This is a genomic window from Pseudoduganella danionis (genome assembly GCF_009720775.1).
Taxonomy (GTDB): domain Bacteria; phylum Pseudomonadota; class Gammaproteobacteria; order Burkholderiales; family Burkholderiaceae_D; genus Rugamonas; species Rugamonas danionis.
The window spans coordinates 1-22,037 of record NZ_WNKW01000011.1 but is presented as its reverse complement, the minus strand read 5'-3'; the positions used below and the strand labels follow the sequence as shown (position 1 = coordinate 22,037).

At 60.4% G+C, this 22,037-nt stretch carries 23 protein-coding genes and 3 pseudogenes; 21 read left to right on the top strand and 5 right to left on the bottom strand.

Annotated features, from left to right (window positions below; genetic code table 11):
• Nucleotides 1-139 precede the first annotated feature (139 nt).
• The 11 genes and pseudogenes from GM655_RS21560 (at nucleotide 140) to GM655_RS21510 (ending at nucleotide 9,325) form a co-directional block, all read left to right on the top strand.
• The gene (locus GM655_RS21560) at nucleotides 140-328 is read left to right on the top strand and encodes a hypothetical protein (protein WP_155436730.1); all 189 of its coding nucleotides are present in this window, start codon (nucleotides 140-142) and stop codon (nucleotides 326-328) included.
• A gap of 4 nt (nucleotides 329-332) precedes the next feature.
• Nucleotides 333-950, top strand: a complete 618-nt coding sequence (locus GM655_RS21555; RefSeq protein ID WP_155436729.1) for a TniQ family protein — start codon at nucleotides 333-335, stop codon at nucleotides 948-950.
• A gap of 211 nt (nucleotides 951-1,161) precedes the next feature.
• Nucleotides 1,162-1,305: pseudogene (locus GM655_RS21550) on the top strand (MBL fold metallo-hydrolase); the annotation flags it as partial.
• Nucleotides 1,306-1,326: 21 nt separating this feature from the next.
• A pseudogene (locus GM655_RS21545) lies at nucleotides 1,327-2,997 on the top strand (bifunctional protein tyrosine phosphatase family protein/NAD(P)/FAD-dependent oxidoreductase).
• Nucleotides 2,998-3,025: 28 nt separating this feature from the next.
• Nucleotides 3,026-3,841: a sulfite exporter TauE/SafE family protein gene (locus tag GM655_RS21540; protein ID WP_155436728.1), complete on the top strand. Its 816-nt coding sequence runs from the start codon at nucleotides 3,026-3,028 to the stop codon at nucleotides 3,839-3,841.
• 70 nt (nucleotides 3,842-3,911) lie between these two features.
• Nucleotides 3,912-4,778: a polysaccharide deacetylase family protein gene (locus GM655_RS21535; protein ID WP_155436727.1), complete on the top strand. Its 867-nt coding sequence runs from the start codon at nucleotides 3,912-3,914 to the stop codon at nucleotides 4,776-4,778.
• Nucleotides 4,779-5,004: 226 nt separating this feature from the next.
• The gene (locus GM655_RS21530; RefSeq protein WP_155436726.1) at nucleotides 5,005-6,192 is read left to right on the top strand and encodes a cytochrome-c peroxidase; all 1,188 of its coding nucleotides are present in this window, start codon (nucleotides 5,005-5,007) and stop codon (nucleotides 6,190-6,192) included.
• Between the two features lie 16 nt (nucleotides 6,193-6,208).
• On the top strand, nucleotides 6,209-7,522 hold the full coding sequence (locus GM655_RS21525) for a carbohydrate porin (protein ID WP_155436725.1): 1,314 nt from the start codon (nucleotides 6,209-6,211) through the stop codon (nucleotides 7,520-7,522).
• Nucleotides 7,522-8,058, top strand: a complete 537-nt coding sequence (locus tag GM655_RS21520) for an FMN-binding protein (protein ID WP_155436724.1) — start codon at nucleotides 7,522-7,524, stop codon at nucleotides 8,056-8,058. The genes GM655_RS21525 and GM655_RS21520 overlap by 1 nt, the downstream gene beginning before the upstream one ends.
• Nucleotides 8,055-8,864 carry an FAD:protein FMN transferase gene (locus tag GM655_RS21515; protein ID WP_155436723.1) on the top strand — a complete coding sequence of 270 codons (810 nt, stop codon included), beginning with the start codon at nucleotides 8,055-8,057 and terminating at the stop codon, nucleotides 8,862-8,864. Before GM655_RS21520 ends, GM655_RS21515 begins: the two co-directional genes overlap by 4 nt.
• 2 nt (nucleotides 8,865-8,866) lie before the next feature.
• A complete protein-coding gene (locus tag GM655_RS21510; RefSeq protein WP_155436722.1) occupies nucleotides 8,867-9,325 on the top strand; it encodes a DUF4405 domain-containing protein in 459 nt (152 codons plus the stop codon).
• Nucleotides 9,326-9,362: 37 nt separating this feature from the next.
• Here GM655_RS21510 and GM655_RS21505 read toward each other — a convergent pair whose 3' ends face one another.
• Entirely contained in the window at nucleotides 9,363-9,716 is a 354-nt protein-coding gene (locus GM655_RS21505; protein ID WP_155436721.1) for a hypothetical protein, read from the bottom strand.
• A gap of 390 nt (nucleotides 9,717-10,106) precedes the next feature.
• On the opposite strand from GM655_RS21505, the gene GM655_RS21500 reads away from it, so the two are divergent.
• The 6 genes from GM655_RS21500 to GM655_RS21475 all read left to right on the top strand — a co-directional run bounded on the left by GM655_RS21500 (nucleotide 10,107) and on the right by GM655_RS21475 (nucleotide 15,466).
• Entirely contained in the window at nucleotides 10,107-11,090 is a 984-nt protein-coding gene (locus GM655_RS21500; RefSeq protein ID WP_155436720.1) for a DUF1852 domain-containing protein, read from the top strand.
• Nucleotides 11,091-11,116: 26 nt separating this feature from the next.
• Nucleotides 11,117-12,148 carry a methionine synthase gene (locus tag GM655_RS21495; RefSeq protein WP_161037055.1) on the top strand — a complete coding sequence of 344 codons (1,032 nt, stop codon included), beginning with the start codon at nucleotides 11,117-11,119 and terminating at the stop codon, nucleotides 12,146-12,148.
• Nucleotides 12,149-12,235: 87 nt separating this feature from the next.
• On the top strand, nucleotides 12,236-12,733 hold the full coding sequence (locus tag GM655_RS21490) for a flavin reductase family protein (RefSeq protein WP_155436718.1): 498 nt from the start codon (nucleotides 12,236-12,238) through the stop codon (nucleotides 12,731-12,733).
• A 76-nt stretch (nucleotides 12,734-12,809) separates the two neighbouring features.
• Nucleotides 12,810-13,706 (top strand): LysR family transcriptional regulator, encoded by an 897-nt coding sequence (locus GM655_RS21485; protein ID WP_155436717.1) that lies wholly within the window; start codon nucleotides 12,810-12,812, stop codon nucleotides 13,704-13,706.
• A gap of 86 nt (nucleotides 13,707-13,792) precedes the next feature.
• The gene (locus tag GM655_RS21480; RefSeq protein ID WP_155436716.1) at nucleotides 13,793-14,788 is read left to right on the top strand and encodes a bile acid:sodium symporter family protein; all 996 of its coding nucleotides are present in this window, start codon (nucleotides 13,793-13,795) and stop codon (nucleotides 14,786-14,788) included.
• Nucleotides 14,789-15,013: 225 nt separating this feature from the next.
• Nucleotides 15,014-15,466, top strand: coding sequence for an alpha/beta fold hydrolase (locus GM655_RS21475; RefSeq protein WP_155436715.1), 453 nt, complete (start codon nucleotides 15,014-15,016; stop codon nucleotides 15,464-15,466).
• Nucleotides 15,467-15,488: 22 nt separating this feature from the next.
• On the opposite strand, the pseudogene GM655_RS21470 reads toward GM655_RS21475, so the two are convergent.
• Together GM655_RS21470 and GM655_RS21465 are read right to left on the bottom strand one after the other, a co-directional pair.
• A pseudogene (locus tag GM655_RS21470) lies at nucleotides 15,489-18,523 on the bottom strand (Tn3 family transposase).
• Nucleotides 18,507-19,109, bottom strand: coding sequence for a recombinase family protein (locus GM655_RS21465; RefSeq protein ID WP_155436714.1), 603 nt, complete (start codon nucleotides 19,107-19,109; stop codon nucleotides 18,507-18,509). The pseudogene GM655_RS21470 and the gene GM655_RS21465 overlap by 17 nt, the downstream one beginning before the upstream one ends.
• 213 nt (nucleotides 19,110-19,322) lie before the next feature.
• On the opposite strand from GM655_RS21465, the gene GM655_RS21460 reads away from it, so the two are divergent.
• Genes GM655_RS21460 through GM655_RS21445 form a run of 4 tightly spaced genes read left to right on the top strand, consistent with a single transcriptional unit; the run spans nucleotide 19,323 to nucleotide 20,856 of the window.
• Entirely contained in the window at nucleotides 19,323-19,586 is a 264-nt protein-coding gene (locus GM655_RS21460) for a type II toxin-antitoxin system RelB/DinJ family antitoxin (protein WP_155436713.1), read from the top strand.
• Nucleotides 19,573-19,854 carry a type II toxin-antitoxin system YafQ family toxin gene (locus tag GM655_RS21455; protein ID WP_155436712.1) on the top strand — a complete coding sequence of 94 codons (282 nt, stop codon included), beginning with the start codon at nucleotides 19,573-19,575 and terminating at the stop codon, nucleotides 19,852-19,854. Before GM655_RS21460 ends, GM655_RS21455 begins: the two co-directional genes overlap by 14 nt.
• Before the next feature lie 33 nt (nucleotides 19,855-19,887).
• A complete protein-coding gene (locus GM655_RS21450) occupies nucleotides 19,888-20,253 on the top strand; it encodes a transposase (protein ID WP_155436711.1) in 366 nt (121 codons plus the stop codon).
• 3 nt (nucleotides 20,254-20,256) lie between these two features.
• Complete coding sequence (locus GM655_RS21445; protein WP_155436710.1) at nucleotides 20,257-20,856, top strand: phosphatase PAP2 family protein; 600 nt, start codon at nucleotides 20,257-20,259, stop codon at nucleotides 20,854-20,856.
• Here GM655_RS21445 and GM655_RS23095 read toward each other — a convergent pair.
• Nucleotides 20,828-21,817 (bottom strand): DUF3330 domain-containing protein, encoded by a 990-nt coding sequence (locus GM655_RS23095; protein ID WP_155436709.1) that lies wholly within the window; start codon nucleotides 21,815-21,817, stop codon nucleotides 20,828-20,830. The two genes, GM655_RS21445 and GM655_RS23095, sit on opposite strands and share 29 nt — an antisense overlap.
• On the bottom strand, nucleotides 21,814-21,915 hold the full coding sequence (locus GM655_RS21435; RefSeq protein WP_443094161.1) for a hypothetical protein: 102 nt from the start codon (nucleotides 21,913-21,915) through the stop codon (nucleotides 21,814-21,816). Before GM655_RS21435 ends, GM655_RS23095 begins: the two co-directional genes overlap by 4 nt.
• Nucleotides 21,916-22,037: the final 122 nt, after the last annotated feature.

The window sequence follows — 22,037 nt, the reverse complement described above, 5'->3', positions numbered from 1 at the left end:
CGCAGAGACCTTCATGGCATCGACATCGGTATCTGGCCAGACGTTGATTTCAATGCCCTCTCCGATGCACAGCGCATCATTTTTTCCAAAAGACGGAGAGCAATTGAGCTGTATGCCGAAGGAGAGGCCATACGCCTGATTGAAGAGCGGACAGGCATCAACCGACACCCGTGCCGTCGAGATCGTGCTCAAGGAAAGCGAGCTGCAGGACGCTGCGCATTACCGGCCGTCGGCCCAGTTGTGGATCCAGGCGGTGCGCAGTTCCGGCTATGTCCAGGCTCGGGTGGCGACCACTTGCAGCCTGTCGGAACTGTCCAGCGCCGCGTGATGCCATGGAGGCCAAGAGCTTGCCCATCATGCTGTTCGACGAGCGCGCGCTGACGCCGTCTTTCGGCTACGTGTTCGACCCGAAATGGCTCGATCCGTTTGAATCGATCGTGTCCATCCTGTGGAAGCTGGCCAGGATGAACCGGCTATCCGGTCAGGCGATCACCACGCAGTTGGCCAAGTCTGACATTGACCCATATGAGGGCGTGGCGGCATGCCGCTCGGAGGTCGACCTGTGCCGCTTACATCTCACCCTGGGGCTACCGCTCAAACTGGTGTGGGACTCTGTGCTCCCCGATGCGTTGCAGGCCACCGCCGGCAACCATTTCCGGTATTGCCGGAAATGCCTGTGCCGTGGCTATCACAGTGTGGTGCATCAGGTCGGCACCAACAAATGCTGCCCGGTGCATGGCGACCCGCTGGAAATCGCCTGTCGCACTTGCGGCGCCAAGGCGCCCTACCGACTCAACGTAGCCCTGCTCGACGCGCCCTACCGATGCGGAAACTGTGGCCACCTATATGGCGCATCGCCGCCCGTTTCGTCGAGGAACATGCGTCCATTCAACAAGAAGGCGCGCATCGCCATCACGCGGCTGCGATGGAGCTATTTTGCGTATTTCTGATCGTATCGATATGACGCTGACGATGCGAATCGGTGCCGATTTTCGGCGCCAAGGAAGTGACACATTTCCTTTCCTTGCATTCCAGTTGACACAATTGCTTTCCAAATTCGGTAAGCCGTTGAAAATATTAAAGAATTTCAACTTTCCCGACTCTGAAAAGATGGATTGACACATTTACCGTCGCAAAAGTGACACTTTCGCTTTCCACTACGCCATGCGCTCGCAGCGCGATGCCACGCTCGATATGCCGGTGCTGCTGCTGCCGTCGGTGCAGGTGAATATGCGCGCCGGCCACCTGCCGCCGGCCGAAGCCAATGGCACGCGCTACATCAAAATCCCGCTCAACGCCGTCTAGAACAACCAGGAGGAGACCAACATGGAATTCCACACACTGAGTGCCGCGCTATCTGTCGCAGCCCAGATCCTGCCGGAAGATCTGGTGCAGATCCGCGCCGCCGGCTTCTAGTCCGTTATCTGCAACCGCCCCGACGGTGAAGCAGGCGACCAGCCGCTCTATGCGGAAATCGAACGTGCCGCACAGGCACTGGGACTGCGCACCTACTACCTACCCGCTGTATCGGGCAAGGTCAGCGATGAACAGGGCCAGCTATTCGGTCAGGTACTGGCCGAGCTGCCCAAACCGGTACTGGCCTACTGCCGTACCGGCATGCGCTCGACCACCATGTGGGCACTGGCCGAAGCACGCAGCAAGTCGCTGCCCGAAATCGTCGCTGTGGCACAGAAAGCCGGCTACGACATGAAAGGCGTGGTGCGCCGCATCATCAATCAGGGCCGCACGCCGCTCGATGATGTGGAAGTGGCGCACGCCATCGTCATCATCGGCGGCGGCGCCGCCGGCATCGCCACCGCAGCCAGCCTGCTGGCGCGCGATCCGGAACTGGACATCGCCATCATCGATCCGGCCGACGTGCACTACTACCAGCCCGGCTGGACGCTGGTAGGCGGCGGCGTATTCGATGCCGCCACCACGGCCCATACCATGGCTGCCACCATCCCGCGCGGGGTCCACTGGATCAAGGCCGCCGTGGCAGCCTTCGAACCGGAGCGCAATGCCCTGATCCTCGATGGCTGCCGCGTGGTCAAATACCAGCAACTGGTAGTCTGCCCGGGACTGAAACTGGACTGGCATGCCATCGAAGGCCTATCCGATACGCTAGGCCGCAATGGCGTCACTTCCAACTATCTGTACCATCTGGCGCCCTACACCTGGAAGCTGGTGAATGAACTGGGCAGAGGCCGCGCCATCTTCACCCAGCCGCCCATGCCGATCAAATGCGCCGGTGCGCCGCAGAAGGCCATGTATCTGTCGGCAGACCAGTGGAAGCGCAACGGCGCACTGGAACACATCGATATCGAATTCTGCAGCGCCGGCGCCGCCCTGTTCGGCGTGGCCGACTACGTGCCGGCACTGATGGAGTATGTGCAGAATTACGGCATCCAGCTTAGCTTCGGCAATACGCTGGTGCGCGTCGACGGCCCTGGCAAAATCGCCACCTTCCGCTGCACCGGTGCCAACGGCGTCGAACAGCTGGTCGAGCGCCCATTCGATCTGCTGCACGTGGTGCCGCCACAGGTGGCGCCAGACTTTATCCGCGTCAGCCCGCTGGCCGATGCAGCGGGCTGGGTCAACGTCGATCAGGCCACGCTGCGCCACAAGAACTGGCCGAACATCTATGCGCTGGGCGACGTCGCCAACACCCCCAATGCCAAAACCGCGGCAGCGGCGCGCAAGCAGGCGCCGGTGGTGGCGCACAATCTGCTTGCCGCCATGGGCAAGGCCGAAGGCAGCGCCCAGTACGACGGCTACGGTTCCTGCCCGCTCACGGTGGAACGGGGCAAAATCGTGCTAGCCGAATTCACCTATGGCGGCAAGCTGGCGCCCAGCTTCCCGCGCTGGTTGCTCGATGGCACCCGTCCCTCGCGGCTGGCATGGCTGCTGAAAGAACGCATCCTGCCGCCGCTGTACTGGAAAGGCATGCTGAAAGGCCGCGAGTGGCTGGCCAAACCGGAACTGGCCGACCAATGAGGGGCCGCCACTGCAAGGAGTACACGCGATGATGGTCGTCAGCCTGCTAGGTTTCACGGTCGGCATCATTCTGGCGCTGACCGGTGCAGGCGGCGGCATACTGGCAGTGCCGCTACTGGTCTTCGGTGCCGGGCTCAGCATGGCGCAGGCTGGGCCTATCGGCCTGCTGGCCGTAGCACTGGCCGCTGCGCTGGGTGCCATCATGGGTCTGAAGAACGGTACGGTGCGCTACAAGGCCGCCCTGCTCATCGCGAGCGCCGGCATACTTTGCTCGCCGCTGGGCCTGTGGCTAGCGCAGCGCACACCCAACCGGCCACTTAGTATGGTGTTCGCACTGGTGCTGCTGTATGTCGCGTGGCGCGTCTACCAGCGTGCCACGGCAGCAAGCGGCAACGGCGGCAATGCAGGCGTAGCCGCTAGCCAGACCGGCGCCGCCCCGCCATGCCGGCTGGACATCCAGCGCGGGAAGCTGAACTGGACTGCTCCCTGTGCCCGTGCGCTGGCCATGTCCGGACTGCTGGCCGGCGGACTGTCCGGCTTGCTGGGAGTAGGCGGCGGCTTCGTCATGGTGCCCGCCCTGCAGCGCTACACTGATCTGAACACCCAGTCTATTCTGTCCACTTCGCTCGCCGTGATCGCCCTCGTCTCATTTTCGGGTGTGGCAGCCAGCGCCGCCACCGGCCACCTGCAATGGGCCATCGCCCTGCCGTTTTCGGCTGGTGCACTGGCCGGTATGGGCAGCGGCCGTCTGCTGGCGGCGAGGCTGGCGGGGCCGGTACTGCAACAGGCGTTTGCGCTGGTATCGGCCTGCGTCGCACTGGCATTATTCGTGCGGGCACTGTGAATGCCGCGGCGCTGCCCGAGCGGGCAGCGCCCACCTGCCCCGGCTGAGGCTGGCTGTTTATAATAGCGGCATGAAACCTTCCCGCTATCGCCAGCACGCCGTCAGCTGCCTGCTACTGGCCACCACCCTCGCCGCCACTGTCTGTACCGCCACCGGCCAGACTCCTTCGCCGACCACATCGGCACAGGACGAAACAGCCAGCATACGCCAGCATCACCTCAAGCGCCTGCACGAGCGCCTGAGTGTGGAACCGGCAGTATTGGAAAGCCACTGCCGCTACGAATCCGAAATCGCCACCGCGCCGCCACTGAACCGCGTGGCGCTGACCTTCGACGATGGCCCTACGACATCAGGCACCGCATACATACTGGAAGTGCTGAAGAAGTACAACATCCACGCTACTTTCTTCATGGTGGGCGAAAAGGCCAGCCAGTATCCCGAGCTGGTAGCGCAGGTACGCGCGGCAGGCCACGACGTGGTGGCCAACCATTCGTGGAGCCACCCCAACTTCCACGACATCGATGTGGCACGCCAGACAGGCGAAGTGCTGCGCGCCGACAGCCTGACCACGCCAGACCTGCCCAAGCTGTTCCGCTACCCGTATGGCAATTCGACCTGCGAAACCAATCAGCTGGTGCACCAGCATGGCTACCAGATCGTCGGCTGGCATGTGGATTCCTGCGACTGGGCGTTCGACAAGACCGGCGCTATCGATACGCGCGAGGCGATCTCCTGCGGCGTGCCGCGACAGTACCAGAACGATTATGTGGGCCATGTGCTGGCCGCGGTCCGCTCGCGTCGCGGCGGCATCATCCTGATGCATGAAATCCATCCGAATACGCTGAAAAAGCTCGACACCATAGTCGCCTCACTGCTGGCGGGCGGCTTCGAATTCGGCATGGTGACGGACAAGGACTTCCAGCCTTCGCTGCGCTAGGCCACCCCGCCATCGCATATTTCTGAGCCAGATCAAGTGGCCATCGCAGTGCCACCTGCTTCTGCGCAGCGCATGCCCCGGCATCAGCAAGAGCCAGCGGCTTCCCCTGATGCCCCATTTGCAGAAACTTCCAACATGAATAATAATGAGAACTATTATTATTCACATAAGCATTCCACCTATGCGTTTTACCGTACTAGCAAAGAAAATAGGCAAGGAAGCGGGGATGACTGCTGTGCTACTCGCCTTGGCCGCCTGCAGCGGTGGCTCCAGCACCAGTACTACATCGCCCAGCACTCCCGCCCCGGACCATACCATCGCCCTCAGCGAGACCGCCAAACTAGGCGAACTGATCTTCAAAGACACCAGCCTGTCTGCTTCGGGCGCGCAATCCTGCGCCAGCTGCCACGATCCGGCGGCGGCCCACGCCCCCAACAACAATCTGGCCGCACAATTCGGCGGCGCCAATGGCGATGTACAGGGCTTCCGCGCCGCGCCGTCGCTGCGCTATCTGAACCAGACCCCGGCCTTCTTCTTTGCCGCCGACGGCACGCCCACCGGCGGCTTCGATCGCGACGGCCGTGCCGCCAGTCTGGCCGAGCAAGGCGAGCGGCCCTTCCTTGCGCCGCACGAAATGGCGAACGACAGCAAACAGGACGTCATCAACAAGCTCCGCAAAACTGCCTATGTAGAACGCTTCCGCGCCCAGTTCGGCGCCGGCATACTGGATGACGCCGAGCAGGCCTTCGGCCGCATGACCCTCGCCTTGCAGGCTTACCAGAAAGAGGCGCCGGAGTTCCACCCATTCGATTCCAAGTACGACCTTTTCCTCGCTGGTAAAGTAAAACTCAGCGATCAGGAATTGCGCGGGCTGGCCCTGTTCAATAATCCCGCCAAGGGCAACTGCATTGCCTGCCACCCGAGCGCGCGTGGCGCCGATGGTGCGTCCCCGCTGTTCACCGATTTCACTTACGACAATCTGGGCGTGCCGCGCAATGTCAAACTGAAGGCAACCGCAAATCCAGCCTATTACGATCTGGGTCTGTGCGGACCGGACCGCACCGATCTGGTGGACAAGCGCAGCGATCTATGCGGCTCGTTCAAAGTGCCGACCCTGCGCAATGTGGCGACCCGTCAGGCCTTCTTCCATAACGGTGCGTTCGATAATCTGACCAGCGTGGTTAGCTTCTACGTACGGCGCGATACCAATCCGGAAGAATGGTATCCGCTTGCTGCCGATGGCCGGGTGCAGAAGTTCAATGACCTGCCCGAGCCATACCGCAAAAACGTCAACGTCAGCGAAGTCCCCTACAACCGCCAGCCCGGCATGGCGCCGGCCCTGTCACCGAGGGAAATCGACGATGTGGTGAAATTCCTCGGCACGCTCACTGACGGCTACAAGCTCAATCCTTAATTTACGAGACTACCAAATGAAAAAGAATCTGATCGCCTCCGCTATCGCCGCGACCCTGCTGGCGGCGCCATTTGCCGCCAGCGCCGGTGAAGCCGAACTGCTGGCCCGTATCGACAAAATGGCCGCCGAACTGGAACAGCTGAAGGCCGAGCTCAAAGCCAGCCAGCAGAAGACTGCCGTGATCGAACAGAAACAGCAGGAGCTGGCGAGCCTCGCCGCACCAGCTGTAGCGCCAGCGCCAGCCCCTACCCCATCTGCGCCCATTATGGCCAGCGGCCCCACCACCATCATCGGCGGCTATGGCGAAATCAATTACAACCGCCCCAGCAAGAATGCCAGCGCCGCCCAGACCGATGTACGCCGCGCCGTGATCGGCATCGAACACCGCTTCGATGAAAAAACCAAACTGGTTTCCGAGTTCGAATGGGAACATGCCATCGCCTCGGCCAGCGATAGCGGCGAAAGCGCGATCGAACAGCTCTACGTCGAGCGCCAGTTCGGCAACGGCCTGCGCGGAAAAGCCGGTCTGTTCCTGATCCCGGCCGGTTTGCTCAATACCAGCCACGAACCGACCGCCTACTACGGCGTGGAACGTAACTTCGTCGAGACAGCGATTATTCCTTCGACCTGGCGCGAAGCCGGTATCGGCCTTTCCGGCGATACCGCCGAAGGCCTGAGCTGGGATGCCGGCATCACCACCGGCTTTGATCTGGGCAAATGGGATGCGGCCAGCAGCGAAGGCCGCGAATCGCCGCTAGGCGCCATCCATCAGGAAGGCCAGCTGGCCAAATCGCGCGACCTGAGCGTGCATGGCGCGCTGAACTGGCGCGGCGTGCCCGGCCTGCTGCTGGGCGGCTCGCTGTTCAGCGGCAAGGTCGGCCACAAGACCGAAGGCTATACCGCCAACGATGCGCGCGTCACCGTCTATGACCTGCATGCCCGCTATACGCCGGGCTTGTGGGATCTGGCCGCAGTCTATGCGCGCGGCCAGATCAGCAACACGGCAGCGCTCAACCTCACGCTGGTGGGCAACCCTACCCCGGTGCCGAAAGCCTTCGCTGGCTGGTATCTGCAGGCGGCGTATCAGGCCTACAAAGCGGACGACTATGTACTGAGCCCGTTTGTCCGCTACGAGCAGTACAACACGGCCAAGAGCTATGAAGCGCTGCCGCAAGGTCTGGGCGTTGCGGCCCAGCCGGATGAAAAAGTCACGACGGTGGGCGCCAATCTGAAAGTGGGCGAAGGCGTGGTGCTGAAGGCTGACTATCAGAAGTTCAAGGAAGACAAGACGCGCGACCGTCTCAACCTCGGCGTAGGGTTCTCTTACTGATGCGCTACCGGCTCTGTCTTCCGCTGGCGGCAAGCCTGGCCTGTTTGCCCGCCTATGCGGTGCAATACCTGAGCGTCGAGCAGGTGCAGAAGCTGGCCTATCCTGATGCTACTGCTTACCGTACGCAGGATGTGGCCTTGTCGCTGGCGCAGATGCAGCAGGTGGAAAAGCTGGCCGGATTGCCGGCCCGCTCCGTCAACTGGCACGTCATCGGCGCGTACAACGGCGACAAGCTGCTCGGCTATCTGGTGCTCGACGACGTGATCGGCAAATTCGAGCTGATCTCCTATGCCGTCGCGCTCAATCCCGATGCCAGCATCCGTCAGGTGGAAATTCTGACCTACCGTGAAAGCCATGGCGGCGAAATCCGCCTGCCCGCATGGCGCCGCCAGTTCACCGGCAAGAGCGCCAGCACGGGCGGACTGACGCTAGGCGGCGGCATCGCCGGCATCAGCGGCGCCACCCTATCGGCCAGCCACCTCACCGATGGCGTACGGCGCATTGCAGCCATAGCCCAGGTCGTACTCAGACCATGATACGGCGCGCGCAGCCCTGGCTGGGCACCCTCGTCGAGATCACGGCCGATGGTGATCAGGCGGGACTGAATGCCGCCTTTGCCCAGATCGCGCAAGTACATGGGCTGATGAGCTTTCACGATCCTGCCAGCGATATTGCGCGCTTTAACCGGGCAGCAGCGGGCACACGGCTGGAACTGCACAGCCATACCATGCAGGTGCTGCAGCTGGCCGAGCAGCTCAGGCTGGCGACGGACGGCATCTTCAACATCGCCTGCGCGCCCCGGCTGGTGGAAAACGGCCTACTGCCCGCGCCCGCCGTCGAGACGGTTATCTACCAGCCCGGACAGGCAATGATGCAATGGGACGCCGACGGTTCGCTGTGCAAACTGGCCAGCGGCTGGATCGATGTGGGCGGCATCGCCAAAGGCTATGCGGTCGATCTGGCCGTTGCGGCTTTGCAGCAGGCTGGCGCGCAGGCGGGCTGCGTCAACGCGGGCGGCGATCTGCGTGTGTTCGGCCAGCGCGACTGGCCCGTCAGCCTGCGCCATCCCCAGCAACCACAGCGCCTGCTGCCAGCCGTGCAGCTGCGGGCGGAAGCGATGGCCACATCGGCTACCTATTTTTCGCGCCGCATGCAGCACGGCCAGCAGGTCAGTGCACTATGGGATGGCCGCGACGGCCGCAGCATCCGCTCCACCCGCAGCATCTCCGTCCGCGCGCCCAGCTGCGTGCTGGCCGATGCGCTGACCAAAGTCGTGATGGCCAGTGCCGACCCGCACCATCCGGCCCTGACGCAATGGCAGGCCACAGCCCTTATAATCTAGCCATGCATACCCATCACCATCGTCCCCATATCAACTTGCGGCTGGAACGCTGGCACCGCCGTTCTATTTATGCCAGTCTGCTACTGCTGCTTTCGAGCGGCGGTGTCTGGCTGATTGTGCGCTACTTCATGCGGCCGGGCAGCCAGTTCGGCGCTTCCATTCACCCGCTGGAACCATGGGCGATGCGCTTTCATGGCGGCGCAGCGATGCTGGGACTGTTCTTCCTCGGCAGTCTGATGAATGCGCACATCCGCCGCGCCATCAAGGCCGGACGCAATCTGGCCAGCGGCCTCAGCTTGCTCAGCCTGCTGGCCGTACTGGTCGTCAGCGGCTTTGGCCTCTACTATCTGGCCGATGAAGAAAGCCGCAACCTCTGGTCATTAACGCACTGGATCATCGGCCTCGCTGCGGCGCTCGTATTTATCCTCCACCTGCTCATCGGGCAACGACAGCGCGGCTGACTTAGCGCGCCGCATCAAGCCAGCATCAGCTTGCTGATTACTTACCGATTTGTTTGCTCACGGCGTTTTCCTGCTGATTGAGCGCCTTCTGCTCTGCCTTGGTGCTGTGGCCACCGTCATGGCGCGCCATCATCCGTTCTTCCTTGCGTATTGCTCGGTCTTCCTGATGTAGGGTTGCTGCCTCGGCCTTGCTCATTTCACCGCTTTGCACTTTTTCATGTATGCGCAGGTTCTGCTTGGCCAGACGGGTATTCACCTGTTCCTGACGCGGATGGTCTTTCTGCCATGCAGTGTCATTATCGGCAGCGTAGCTACTGCCTACGGCGCCGGCGAACAAGGCAATTACGCTAGCTACGATAGCGGTGCTGGAAATACGTTGATGGCCATGCATATTCATACTCCTTGAAAAAAGATCGGTGATGACGGAACCCGTAGCTGATTAACGGGCACAGGCAGGTTCCGGTCGACATGCGTTCTGCATCAGATGTAAGCAATTGCAAGCAAAAAATATTACCCGCTGCTGAACACCGCCCATCCGCACTGCAAGCTATCTCTTCCCGGACTCCCCAAGCGCCTGGCTGCCTGCCCACCAGAGCTTGACGACCTCAATCTATGACTAGAACTAATCATTTCATGAGATAAATTCACTTTTTTTAATCGATGGCTTGAAATAATATCTGTCATCCGCAACAACCGTATGGCGCTGGCCGGAAATATGCCTGCTTTAAGCGGAGCTTATTGAACGGCGGCGCTACCCACGACATTAAGGCATCGAATCATCATGAGTCACGAGTTCACATTTTCCATCAAAACGACCAGTTTCGATGAAGACTATCGGCCTGCCGAAAACACCCGAATTACCACCAATTTTGCCAATCTGGCCAGAGGAATAAGCCGGCAGGAAAACCTGCGCAACACCCTGCGCATGATAGATAACCGCTTCAACTCACTGGCGCACCGGGATAATCCCCATCGTGATCGCTTCAACGTCAAGCTCGAAATTATTTCCGTAGCAATGAACATGCACGGCCAAGCTGACGCAACGGCTCTGCCGATAATTGAAATATTGAAGGCCAATATATTCGACCATAAAACCGGTGAAACGATCGAAGGCATCGTGGGGAATAACTTCTCGTCCTACGTGCGCGACTACGACTTTAGCGTCCTGCTGCTGGAACATGCAAAGAACCAGCGCGAGTTCAGCACGCCAGATAATTTTGGCGATCTGCATGGCAAGCTATTCCAACACTTCGTCAACTCGGACACCTATCGACAGCACTTCAAAAAACCGCCGGTTATCTGCCTGAGCGTCTCCAGTACCAAAGTCTATCGGCAGACTGAAAACTGTCATCCGGTGTTAGGCATCGAATATCTACAGGATGAGTATTCTCTCACCGACGACTATTTCAAAAAAATGGGCATGACGGTCCGCTACTTCATGCCCGCCAATAGCAGCGCGCCGCTGGCGTTCTATTTCTTTGGTGATCTGCTCGCTGATTACACCGATCTTGAGTTGATCAGCACCATCAGCACCATGGACAGTTTCCAGAAGATCTATCGTCCCGAGATCTACAACGCCAATTCCGCCGCCGGAAAATTCTATAAACCCAGCCTGCAGCATCAGGACTATTCATTGACCCGCATAGTCTATGACAGGGAAGAACGTAGCCGGCTCGCTGTCGAGCAAGGCAGGTTCGCTGAAGAGCACTTCATCAAACCCTATCAGGCCATGCTCGAACAATGGTCTGCCAATTACGCGCTGTGAGCACAAAAAAACCAAGGTTATATACAGTGAAAAAATTACTCCCTACTTCAACTGCCGGCAGCCTGCCTAAACCCTCATGGCTGGCAGAACCCGAAAAACTCTGGTCGCCATGGAAGCTGCAAGGCGAAGCGCTGATCGAGGCCAAACAGGACGCCTTGCGCCTGTCTCTGCAGGAGCAGCAACATGCAGGCATCGATATCGTCAGCGACGGCGAGCAGACCCGCCAGCACTTTGTGACGACCTTTATCGAACATCTGGAAGGCGTAGATTTCGCCAAGCGCGAAACTGTCCGCATCCGCCAGCGCTACGATGCCAGCGTGCCCACGGTGGTAGGCGCAGTGTCGCGCCCCAAACCGGTGTTTGTCGACGATGCCCGTTTCTTACGCCAGCAAACCGGACAGCCTATCAAATGGGCCCTGCCCGGCCCGATGACCATGATAGACACGCTGTTTGATAATCACTACAAAAGCCGCGAGAAACTGGCCTGGGAATTCGCCAAGATTCTCAATCAGGAAGCCCGGGAACTGGAAGCCGCCGGCGTGGACATCATCCAGTTCGATGAACCTGCGTTTAATGTGTTCTTCGACGAAGTCAATGACTGGGGCGTGGCCACGCTGGAAAAAGCCATCGAAGGGCTGAAATGCGAAACCGCCGTGCATATCTGCTATGGCTACGGCATACAAGCCAATACCGACTGGAAGAAAACACTGGGCTCGGAGTGGCGCCAGTATGAGCAGGCTTTCCCCAAGCTGCAGCAGTCCGGCATCGACATCGTTTCACTGGAGTGCCACAACGCCAGAGTCCCCATGGACCTGATAGAACTCATCCGTGGTAAAAAAGTGATGGTGGGTGCCATCGATGTGGCCAGCAATGCCATAGAAACGCCCGAAGAAGTGGCCAGCACCCTGCGCAAAGCCCTGCAGTTTGTCGATGCCGACAAGCTCTACCCCTCGACCAATTGCGGCATGGCGCCGCTGGCACGTCAGGTAGCCCGCGGCAAGCTGCACGCCTTGAGTGCGGGGGCAGAAATCATCCGGCAGGAACTGGCGCATCCGTAATAACCTCCTGCATCAAGCGGCGCAGGGAGACGCCTATCCCCTGCGCTTTTTACAACATCGTGCACTACGCACTATTTAGCATCTGCCATGTCACTATCCAGTACCGCCATCGAGCCCCTGCGCTTGCGCGAGGCGCTCGGGCATTACGCTTCCGGTATCACAGTCATTACATCGCTCGTTAATGACGAGCTGATAGGCTTTACCTGCCAGTCTTTCTATAGCGTCTCGATGAGTCCACCCCTGATCTCGTTTAGCGTCATGGCCGGCTCGGGCAGCTATCCCAGGATACGTCAGGCAGGCCGCTTCGCCGTGAATATTCTGTCGGAAGAACAAATCCATATTTCCAACCAGTTTGCCCAGCGCGGCGCGGACAAATGGCGCGAAATCACCTGGGAGAAATCGCCGCTGGGCAATCCCGTTCTTGCAGGTAGCCTGCACTGGCTCGATTGCGAGATTTATGCGGAACATGCTGCCGGCGATCATCTGATCGTACTGGGCGAAGTGCTGGCATTAAAACTGCAGGAACAGGTAGCTGCCCAGCCGCTGCTGTATTACAAGGGACAGTATCGCAACATCGCTGCCTGACGCTTTATGTCATGTCCATGCGGCCAGCCGCACGGGCACAGTAGAATGGCGTCTTCCCCCCAAAATTGAATACATTATGCTGGAACGTATCCATCTAGCCACCTTGCTGGAAGTCGAAAAACAAGGCTCGCTCACTGCTGCCGCCGAGGTGCTCCATCTGACACAATCAGCGCTCAGCCACAGCATGAAGAAGCTGGAGCAGCAAGTGGGCACCGATCTCTGGTTGCGCGAAGGCCGCTCCTTGCGGCTCACCCAGGCGGGCCAGTATCTGTACACCGTGGCGCAAAGGCTGATTCCGCAACTGGATCTGGCAGAACAGCGCCTGCAACAGTTTGCTCAGGGCGAACGCGGCACGCTGCGCATAGGCATGGAGTGTCACCCATGCTATCAGTGGCTGTTGAAAATTGTTTCCGGCTATCTTGCGGCCTGGCCGCTGGTAGATGTGGACGTCAAGCAGAAATTCCAGTTTGGCGGCATCGGCGCCCTGCTAGGCTTCGAAATCGACCTGCTGGTGACGCCTGATCCGCTGCTCAAGCCGGGCCTGCGCTTCGAACCCGTGTTCGACTACGAACAGGTCCTGGTGGTACATAAAGACCATCCATGGGCCGTACAGGACGAAGTACTGCCGCAACAGCTGATGGAAGAAACGCTGATCACCTATCCGGTAGCGATAGAGCGGCTCGACATCTACAATATGTTCCTGCTGCCCGCCCGGGTCGCACCACGCAAGCACAAGACCATAGAAACGACCGACATCATGCTGCAAATGGTCGCCAGCGGCCGTGGCGTGACCGCGCTGCCCAAATGGCTGGTGACGGACTATGCCCCGCATCTGGAATTAAAGACCTTGCGTCTGGGCCCGGCAGGCATCCAGAAACATATCTATCTCGGTGCCCGCGAAGCTGACCACGACACCGACTATCTGCAAGCATTTATCGCCATGGCACGCAAGGCGGAAAGCTACACGGCATAGCGACTGCAGCGCTGGCAAGCTTGACGATACGGCGTCCGCACGCCATGCTAGCCGGCGCTAGTGCCCACACCCTTTAGGAAGCCCGAATGCTGCATCCCATACAATCCATCAGCGCCGTGCTGCGCCGCCTGTCCATCGACACCTACACCATCCTGTTGCTGCTGATGGTGCTGCTGGCGAGCTTATTCCCTGCCCATGGCGTGGCAAGCGTCGCGCTCGGCCAGCTCACCACATTCGCCATCGGCCTGCTGTTCTTCCTGCATGGCGCCAAACTGTCGCGCGAGGCGCTCGTTTCCGGGCTGACGCACTGGCGCCTGCACCTGCTGGTACTGGCCAGCACTTTCGTGATGTTCCCCCTGCTGGGACTGGCACTGAAGCCCGTCGCACTGGCCGTACTCACGCCCGAACTCTACCTCGGTATTTTATTTCTCTGCACGCTGCCCTCCACTGTCCAGTCATCGATAGCCTTTACAGCCATGGCACGCGGCAACCTGGCAGCTGCCGTGTGTAGCGCTTCGGCCTCTAACTTTGTCGGCATCTTTCTGACTCCGCTACTGGTGAGCTTGCTGGTAGTGCGCGGCGCAGCGGGCGGTTCACCCATCGATGCAATCGTATCTATCGTCGTACAACTGTTGCTGCCCTTCCTGTCTGGCCAGCTGCTGCGTCCGCGCATCGGTGCCTGGGTAGACCGGCACAAGCCCATGCTGCGCTGGATCGATCAGGGATCCATCCTGCTGGTGGTGTACACCGCATTCAGCGCCTCGGTAATCGAGGGACTGTGGCAGAAACTGCCAGCCCCTGCGCTGGCCAGTCTGGCGGTGGTGTGCTGCGTCATGCTGGCCATCGCGCTACTGCTGGGCACATTCATCAGTCGCAAACTGGGCTTTTCCAGACAGGACCAGATCGTGATCATCTTTTGCGGTTCCAAGAAGAGCCTGGCGAGCGGCGTACCGATGGCCAAGGTCCTCTTCCCGCACGGTGCACTGGGTATGATCATTCTGCCGCTGATGCTGTTCCATCAGATCCAGCTGATGGTGTGCGCGATTCTGGCGCAACGCTATGCAAGTCAGGCTGAGCAGTAGGAGTTCCGGGCAGGCGTACGCTAGCCGCTCTCAGTTCCCAGGCAGCCCAGCAGCGATGGAATGAAATCCCCCCATTACATTTCCTACCGGCCTATATGCTGGACTGGCGCGTAAGGGCAAAACCTGTGGCGAGTCATCTTGTCATCGGTTTGTAATGATTGCGTCATCGCTTAGTCCTGGACGGATACGCATAATGGACTCCCCCATCACAATCTGGAGTCTAATATGCGTTACCTTGCAACGACTGTCCTCGCGCTTGGCCTGAGCGTTCCGGCCTTTGCCGTCGAACCAGTGAAAAACATCGTGCTGGTGCACGGCCAATTCGCCGATGCCTCCGGTTGGCGCGCCGTCTACGACATCCTGAGCAAAGACGGCTACAACGTCAGCATGGTGCAGCATCCCATGACTTCGCTGGAGGAAGACGTCGCCGCCACCACGCGCGTACTGCAAGCCTTGCAGGGTCCCGCTATTCTGGTGGGGCACAGCTACGGCGGCGCCGTGATCACCCAGGCCGGCAATGCCCCGCAAGTAGCGGGGCTGGTATATATTGCGGCGCATGCTCCGGACGCCGGCGAATCGACGGCCATCAACAAGAACAAGCTGCCGGGTCAAATCCGCACGCAGACGACGCCGGACGGCTATGTCTTCGTCCAAGCTGCCCACTTTCAGGGGTTGTAAGCCGGAACCCCAGAAATTTCCGTCAGTCCAGTTCCAACCCCGCCACGAGCGCATCCAGGTCGATCATCTTGCCGTCGCTCTGGAAGGTGTAATGCCCGTTCAGCAGGATGTGCCGCCAGGCCGCCGGTGATATTTGGGTGATGAGTGCCAGCGCCTTGGCGTTGCCGCTCGCCTCGTACTTCGTCAGCAGCCGCGACAGGATGGCCGAGTTGTAGTAGATGACGACGTTGGCGATCAGCCTTGCGCACTGGTTGCTGATTTCGATCTCGATGTCGGTGCGCCCGGTCAGCTCCTTCTTGCCGCCGACCTGGGCGATGGCCGAGCGTAGCTGGTGGTAGGACTCAATCCGGTTCTGCGAGCGGTGCACATTGCGTTCCAGTTGCGGATTGCGCAAGTAGCGCAGCGTGTAGATGCTGCGGATGAGTTTGTCGAACTCGAACACCGCGCGCCGTGTCGGATTCGACACGGTGTAGGTGCACAGCTTGCGGATCAGCGTGCCTTGCGTCATCTCCTTCAGCCCGAGCGTGGCCACTATCTGGTCGATGTTCGGCTTCTCGTTGATGATGAGTTGCCGGTCGATTACTCCGACCGGCCGGATCAGGCATTTCTCGTACAGCGCCGGATCGTCGGCGCTGTACAGTTCCTTCAATTGGTCGCCAAGGTCGGTGAAGCGCGGCTCGAAGCGCAGACCGAACCAGTGCAGGATGGCGAAGTTGGCCTTGTTGACGCTGTGCATGTCGCCGGTGATCGCGGTCGGCACGATGTCCGACGTGTTGCGATACCAGATGTCGAACACGTGATGGGCCTCGTAGTCGTGCGCGCCGATCAGGTAGCCGTTGAGCGGCACATGGTTGCACAGCAGTGTGTAGGCGACCACGCCTTTGCCGCGCCCGAAGTATTTGCGCGAGTAGCGCGCCTTCACTGTCGGCCGTTCGACGCCGAATTTTTGCCCATCGACGGCACCGTACAGCACATCGAGGTCGAACGAATAGTACGGGAAGATCGGCAGTGCGGCGATGGCGTTGCTGATGCAGTCGTTGGCCGTGTGCAACGTTGCGTGGCGCAGGTACTGCTGGTAGGCGCTTTCCAGCACGTGGTACGGGATGTCGCTGGTGCGTGCCATGACCTGGTTGCCGTGGTTCATCGCCTGCGCGATGATGACCGCCATCAGGCTGTCGGCGTCGGCCACCTTCTTCGCATAGCGTGGCTGCAACGGCGTCAGGGCCGACAGGAACTGACACTGTCCGTTGACGAAACGGAACACGTCGGCCACGTCGCAGAACGGCAGTTGCTCGTAGAACGACTTTTCGCGTGCCTTCTGGTTCTCGCCCTTGGGCTTGTGCCAGGTCAGCTTCTGCGTGTCCTTATCGTATTCCAGGTGCGTCAGCTTGCCCTGCTTCAGCTCGCGGTTGAAGGCCAGCCATTGCGCGTGCAGTTCGGCCGCCAGCACTTCGAGCTGGGCATCGACCGGCTGCCGCAGGAACGGGATGTCCATCTGCGCCAGTGCATCGGCCTTTTCGTCCAGCGAAACCAACTCGTCGGAGAAATGACGGTGTTGCAGGCTGTCGTCGAGGTAGAGTTCACCCGACTGGAAGCGCTTCCTGACTTGGCGGTACAGCCAGAACTCGTATCGGTCGGCATGCAGGCCCGTCGGCGTGCCATCCGCATCGAAGGTCAGCAGGTACGGCCGCAACCTTTTCGGCAGCGTGGATGCCGGACATTCGGAGAGCGGCCGTTGTGACAGGCGCTGCTGCTTGGCGAACACGCCCTTGGCCCAGCCCAGTCCAGCGCCGCGAGCCACGTGCTGTCGGGGTCGGTGCCGGCGAAGTCAAGCGCGACATACAGTGGGCGAAGATGACGGCGGATACGCTCGGCCAGGCCGTCCACTGCCTGCCAGTGCAAAGCCAGCTTGCTCACCAGCTTCACGCTCATACGCTGTGCCGTGGTTTGCAGCGTATCGCGGGGCATGATCTTGTAGGCGCGTTGACGCACATCGCCGAAAGGTGTGGGATCGGGCACGCTGTCGTCGATGTAAAGCGACAACAGGCGGCCGACCTGCGGAGTGTCTTGCTGACGGCGCATCTGCTCGGTGACAAAGGATTGCTTTGCGCCCGCGCTGCTTTCGTCCTCCAACTGCTTCATGTGGTAGGCCATCGCATCGACCAGGTTGTCGGAGAGCTGCCGATAGCGCACCCAGGCGTAGCACAGCAGGTAGAGATGCGTCTGATCGGCCTTCAGGTTGCGCAGATCGTGGACAGTGTAGAAATTCGCCAGGCTCGCGTAGTACAGCAGGTTCTGCTGTGAGATTCCGAACTTTGGCAGCAGTGTCTTGGCGATTCCATGCAGCGGTTCCAGCGTGGCGCGCTTCTCGCGCTCGCGGGTCATCTGACGCCAGCCGAAATCCTTGGCGTCCTGCTTGAGCGCCGCCAGTTGAGACAAGGTATCGTCGCGCACCAGGAGCTGGCCCAGCGCAGCCTTGGCCGATTCGTCCAACACTTCCGCCAGCAAGCCGCCCAAGCGCCGACGTTCGGCGGACAGGGCTTCGCTGACCAGCTCTTGCAGGGTGGTATAGCCGGGCCGAATGATCTTGTGCTCGTTGAGCCAGACGATCAGCTCGGCGGCCACGAACCCAGGTGTCACGTCGCGGCGCACGATTTGCGCGGCTTGCCGCACGAGATGCGGCAGGAAATCGGCCGTCCACGGCCGGTAGTCGAACAACTGGGCAATCCGCTCGCGCTGGGTGTAGTGCTCGTGCTTGGTGATCGCCTTGTGCTCGAATGGCTCACCGTGGAAATAGCGGCTCAACACGAAAGCGTAATCGTCCTCGGCCTCGCTCCAATCGAAGCGGAAGAAAGCGTGCTTGGCCTTGAAGTAACCGATCTGCAAGACGCAATAGAGCTGGGCGGGGAGTCCGGGCCGACTGCTGGCGAGCGCCAGTTCGGTTTCGGTCAGCGCAAGGTATTCCAGCCGTTGGGTGTCGTCGAAATCCGACAAGCCGTACAGGGCTTCCTGCTCGGCGTCCGACAGGACAGTGAGCAGCTTATTCTTGTTGCCCATCATCCGTCCTTCCCGTGCCATGCCACCCCACTCGCGCCAACGTTTCGATCAGCGTGGTGCGCTTGACGCTGAAATTTCGGCACACCGCTGCCTTGGACATGCCGCCATCGAGCGCGGCGACGATGGCGTCCAGCTTCTCGCCGGTGATCGCTTGCGGCCGGCCGCCGATCCGGCCGCGTTTGCGGGCGGCAGTCAGCCCGGCCACGACACGCTCTTGGATCAAGGCGCGCTCGTACTGCGCAAGCGCGCCGAACACCTGGAACAGGAACTCGCCCGAGGGCGTCGTGGTATCCAGGTTCTCCGTCAGAGAACGGAACGCCACCCGCTTGTCCTTGAGCGAGGTCACGATGGAAAGCAAGTGCGACAACGAGCGGCCGAGCCGGTCGAGCTTCCACACGACCAGCACGTCGCCGGCGCGGACGAATTCGAGCGACCGCGCCAGGCCGACGCGGTCATCCTTCGCACCAGAGGCGTGATCCTCGAACAGATGGCGCGGATCGACGCCGGCGGCGAGCAGCGCGTCGCGCTGCAAGTCCGTGCTCTGCCGGTCCGAATCCGACGACACGCGCATGTAACCAACCAACATAGGCGGATAACCATTAATAACCAGTTTCCGTATGGTAGCGCATAGCGACATAGTTTTCCGCACAATTTTGAGGCCATCCAGAGGTTGGTGCGCATGACTGTTGCAGATATGTCGCAAAACACTTGTTTTACGACATGGCGGGCAGAGCAAGTCGCCGTGCATTTGATGAGCAATTGAGCTACAATGTAGCTCACATACTTAAAGGAAGAAACCATGCCTGCAAATGCAGTAGTCCGTGCCCGCATCGACGAGCAAATCAAGGATGAGGCGACCGTCGTGCTGGCGGCGATGGGACTGACCGTGTCCGATGCTTTCCGCATCATGTTGACCCGCGTCGCCCGCGAGAAGGCGTTGCCGTTCGAGCCGCTGGTGCCGAACGCCACCACCATCGAGGCAATGAAGGAAGCGCGCCAGGGTGGCTTGAGGTCGTTCGCTACCGTCGAGGACTTGATGGCGGACTTGAATGCGGACGATTGAACAGACCGGCCAGTTCAAGCGCGACTACAAGCGCGAAGCCAAAGGCCCGCATCGGCAGACGCTGGCAAGTGATTTCGTCGCCATCGTGACCGACTTGGCGAACGACCAGCCGCTGGCCGAGAAGCACCGTGATCATGCGTTGACCGGCGATTGGAAGGATCACCGGGATTGTCACGTCAAGCCTGACCTGGTGTTGATTTACCGCAAACCGGGTGACGCTGTATTGCAACTCGTCCGCCTCGGCTCGCATAGCGAGCTTGGCTTGTAAGCAGCAAGGTTCCATCAAAGGAGAAAGACGCTTATGGAAATCACCATCACCGATGAGGAATGGAACGAACTGGCTCCCGAGAACTTCGACACCACGGCGCTGCTGCGCGCTGTCGATGCCGTGGACGAGCTGCGCGGCGATTTGAACGACGGCGAGAATGGCGGACCGCCGCAACTACGCATTGACCTGTTGAAGTTGCATCAACTGGCGATGGCCGTGTTCAACGAAGGATCGCGCAGCCAAGTCGCCGACCTTTTCGAGTTCGCTGTCGATCTGGAAGACCAAGTGCTCGGCATGACGAACGCGCTGGAACAGGTACAGGACACACTGTCGCAGTTGACGGCGCTCTACCCGGAAAGCCTGTCCTACGCCGGTCTCGATGATCCGCAGGCCGACTGACCGATGACCCAGATTGAAGCCTTCAACCGTGCCCTGTTTTTGCACATCAATGGTGGCAACGGTACGCCGGCCTGGTTGATCCAGGCCGCCATCGGCATCGCCGACGACCTGATCTACCTGATTCCGTTGCTGCTGGCGGGCCTCTGGCTGTGGGGCGATCATGCGCGCCGGAGCGTGGCAATTAAGGCGTGTTTGGTCGCGCTGCTCGGTGTGGCGGCCAATCAGGCCATCGGCGCACTCTGGCCGCACCCGCGGCCGTTCATGATCGGACTCGGCCATGCCTGGATGCCGCATGCGGCCGATTCGTCATTTCCGAGCGACCACATGACCGTGTTCGCCGGCGTGGGGCTGACGCTGCTGTTCGACGGTGCGGTTGGATGGGCCATTCTCGCGCTGCTGGTTGGTGCCAGCGTCGCGTGGGCACGGGTGTTCCTGGGCGTGCATTTCCCGCTCGACATGGCGGGCGCGGTCGTCGTAGCCGCTCTCGCCTATGCGGTGGTGACGCCGTTGTGGCACAAGATGGGCGGGCCGCTGACCCACCTTGCCGAGCGACTGTATCGGAAGGGTCTTGCATTCATCCCTTCGACCGGGGCGAAGCGTTAGCTATCGGATCGGTGCCAGTGTCAGCTTCTGCCTTGGCACGAGCCGCGAAGCGTTGGTAGCACTCCAACCCGCAGAAGTGCTCGACGTACTCCGCGCCTTCCGGCGTGAAGGCGGCATCGAGCGGGATCTCCTTGCAGCACACGCAGCAGGTGGCAGTCGGTTCGTTGTCGCTCATGGCGATCCCCTTCCATTGGTTGACGAAACCGGCGAACGCCGCTGCCGGCATCGGTCTGGCGAATAGGAAACCCTGCCCCGCGTCGCAACCGGCTTGCCGCAACAGATCAAGACTCACGGACGTTTCCACGCCCTCGGCCACCACTTCCATGCCCAGCCCATGCGCGAGCTGGATCACCGTGCGCACGATGATCCGGTCGCGGTGGTCGTTGGTGAGTCCGGCGACGAACGACTGGTCGATCTTGAGCGTGGTGATTGGGCAGCATTTCAGGTGCTGAAGGCAGGAATAGCCGGTCCCGAAGTCGTCGGCAGCGAAACGCACGCCGATGGCGCGCAAGGTGTCGAAGGTGGAGAACAACGCCGGATCGCCGAACGCGACCGATTCAGTCAGCTCGATCTCCAGATACTCGGCGGGCAACTCGGCATCGGCCAGCACGCCCTTTGCCCATCCGTCGAAGTCCGGTCCCACTTGGCTCGCCGAAACATTCACGGCCAGCCGGAACGGCCGCCATTGCAGCGGCAGCCACTCGCGCATCTGGCGGCAGGCTGCGCCCAGCACCCAAGCGCCGATTTCCGGCATCAGGCCGGACGATTCGGCCACGGGCAGGAACTGGCCCGGCGGCAATAGTCCGAGCGTTGGATGACGCCAGCGCAACAAGGCTTCCGCACCGACAATCTGGTCACTGCGCAAATCGACAATCGGCTGGTAGTGCAATTCAAGCTGACCGCGCGCAACCGCCGGCGCCAGTTGCGCCACGGTCCATTCAACGGGTTGGGTAACGCTCATGATCGCCCCCTGAAGGCCCGCAGCAGCCGTGCCACAGACAGGACAAACAGGCCGGTCAGCGCGAGGGCTGCAACTCCCCAATGCTCCCCAATGGGCACTGTTGCAAATAGTCGGTGGTGATAAACTTATCATCCCCTTTTGCTGATGGAGCTGCACATGAACCCATTCAAAGGCCGGCATTTTCAGCGTGACATCATTCTGTGGGCCGTACGCTGGTACT

Bases quoted from the DNA above. Each gene is read 5' to 3' on its own strand.
- GM655_RS21555 (WP_155436729.1), top strand. From the start codon at position 333: ATGGAGGCCAAGAGCTTGCCCATCATGCTGTTCGACGAGCGCGCGCTG.
- GM655_RS21540 (WP_155436728.1), top strand. From the start codon at position 3,026: ATGATGGTCGTCAGCCTGCTAGGTTTCACGGTCGGCATCATTCTGGCG.
- GM655_RS21535 (WP_155436727.1), top strand. From the start codon at position 3,912: ATGAAACCTTCCCGCTATCGCCAGCACGCCGTCAGCTGCCTGCTACTG.
- GM655_RS21530 (WP_155436726.1), top strand. From the start codon at position 5,005: ATGACTGCTGTGCTACTCGCCTTGGCCGCCTGCAGCGGTGGCTCCAGC.
- GM655_RS21525 (WP_155436725.1), top strand. From the start codon at position 6,209: ATGAAAAAGAATCTGATCGCCTCCGCTATCGCCGCGACCCTGCTGGCG.
- GM655_RS21520 (WP_155436724.1), top strand. From the start codon at position 7,522: ATGCGCTACCGGCTCTGTCTTCCGCTGGCGGCAAGCCTGGCCTGTTTG.
- GM655_RS21515 (WP_155436723.1), top strand. From the start codon at position 8,055: ATGATACGGCGCGCGCAGCCCTGGCTGGGCACCCTCGTCGAGATCACG.
- GM655_RS21510 (WP_155436722.1), top strand. From the start codon at position 8,867: ATGCATACCCATCACCATCGTCCCCATATCAACTTGCGGCTGGAACGC.
- GM655_RS21505 (WP_155436721.1), bottom strand. From the start codon at position 9,716: ATGCATGGCCATCAACGTATTTCCAGCACCGCTATCGTAGCTAGCGTA.
- GM655_RS21500 (WP_155436720.1), top strand. From the start codon at position 10,107: ATGAGTCACGAGTTCACATTTTCCATCAAAACGACCAGTTTCGATGAA.
- GM655_RS21490 (WP_155436718.1), top strand. From the start codon at position 12,236: ATGTCACTATCCAGTACCGCCATCGAGCCCCTGCGCTTGCGCGAGGCG.
- GM655_RS21485 (WP_155436717.1), top strand. From the start codon at position 12,810: ATGCTGGAACGTATCCATCTAGCCACCTTGCTGGAAGTCGAAAAACAA.
- GM655_RS21480 (WP_155436716.1), top strand. From the start codon at position 13,793: ATGCTGCATCCCATACAATCCATCAGCGCCGTGCTGCGCCGCCTGTCC.
- GM655_RS21475 (WP_155436715.1), top strand. From the start codon at position 15,014: ATGCGTTACCTTGCAACGACTGTCCTCGCGCTTGGCCTGAGCGTTCCG.
- GM655_RS21465 (WP_155436714.1), bottom strand. From the start codon at position 19,109: ATGTTGGTTGGTTACATGCGCGTGTCGTCGGATTCGGACCGGCAGAGC.
- GM655_RS21460 (WP_155436713.1), top strand. From the start codon at position 19,323: ATGCCTGCAAATGCAGTAGTCCGTGCCCGCATCGACGAGCAAATCAAG.
- GM655_RS21455 (WP_155436712.1), top strand. From the start codon at position 19,573: ATGCGGACGATTGAACAGACCGGCCAGTTCAAGCGCGACTACAAGCGC.
- GM655_RS21450 (WP_155436711.1), top strand. From the start codon at position 19,888: ATGGAAATCACCATCACCGATGAGGAATGGAACGAACTGGCTCCCGAG.
- GM655_RS21445 (WP_155436710.1), top strand. From the start codon at position 20,257: ATGACCCAGATTGAAGCCTTCAACCGTGCCCTGTTTTTGCACATCAAT.
- GM655_RS23095 (WP_155436709.1), bottom strand. From the start codon at position 21,817: ATGAGCGTTACCCAACCCGTTGAATGGACCGTGGCGCAACTGGCGCCG.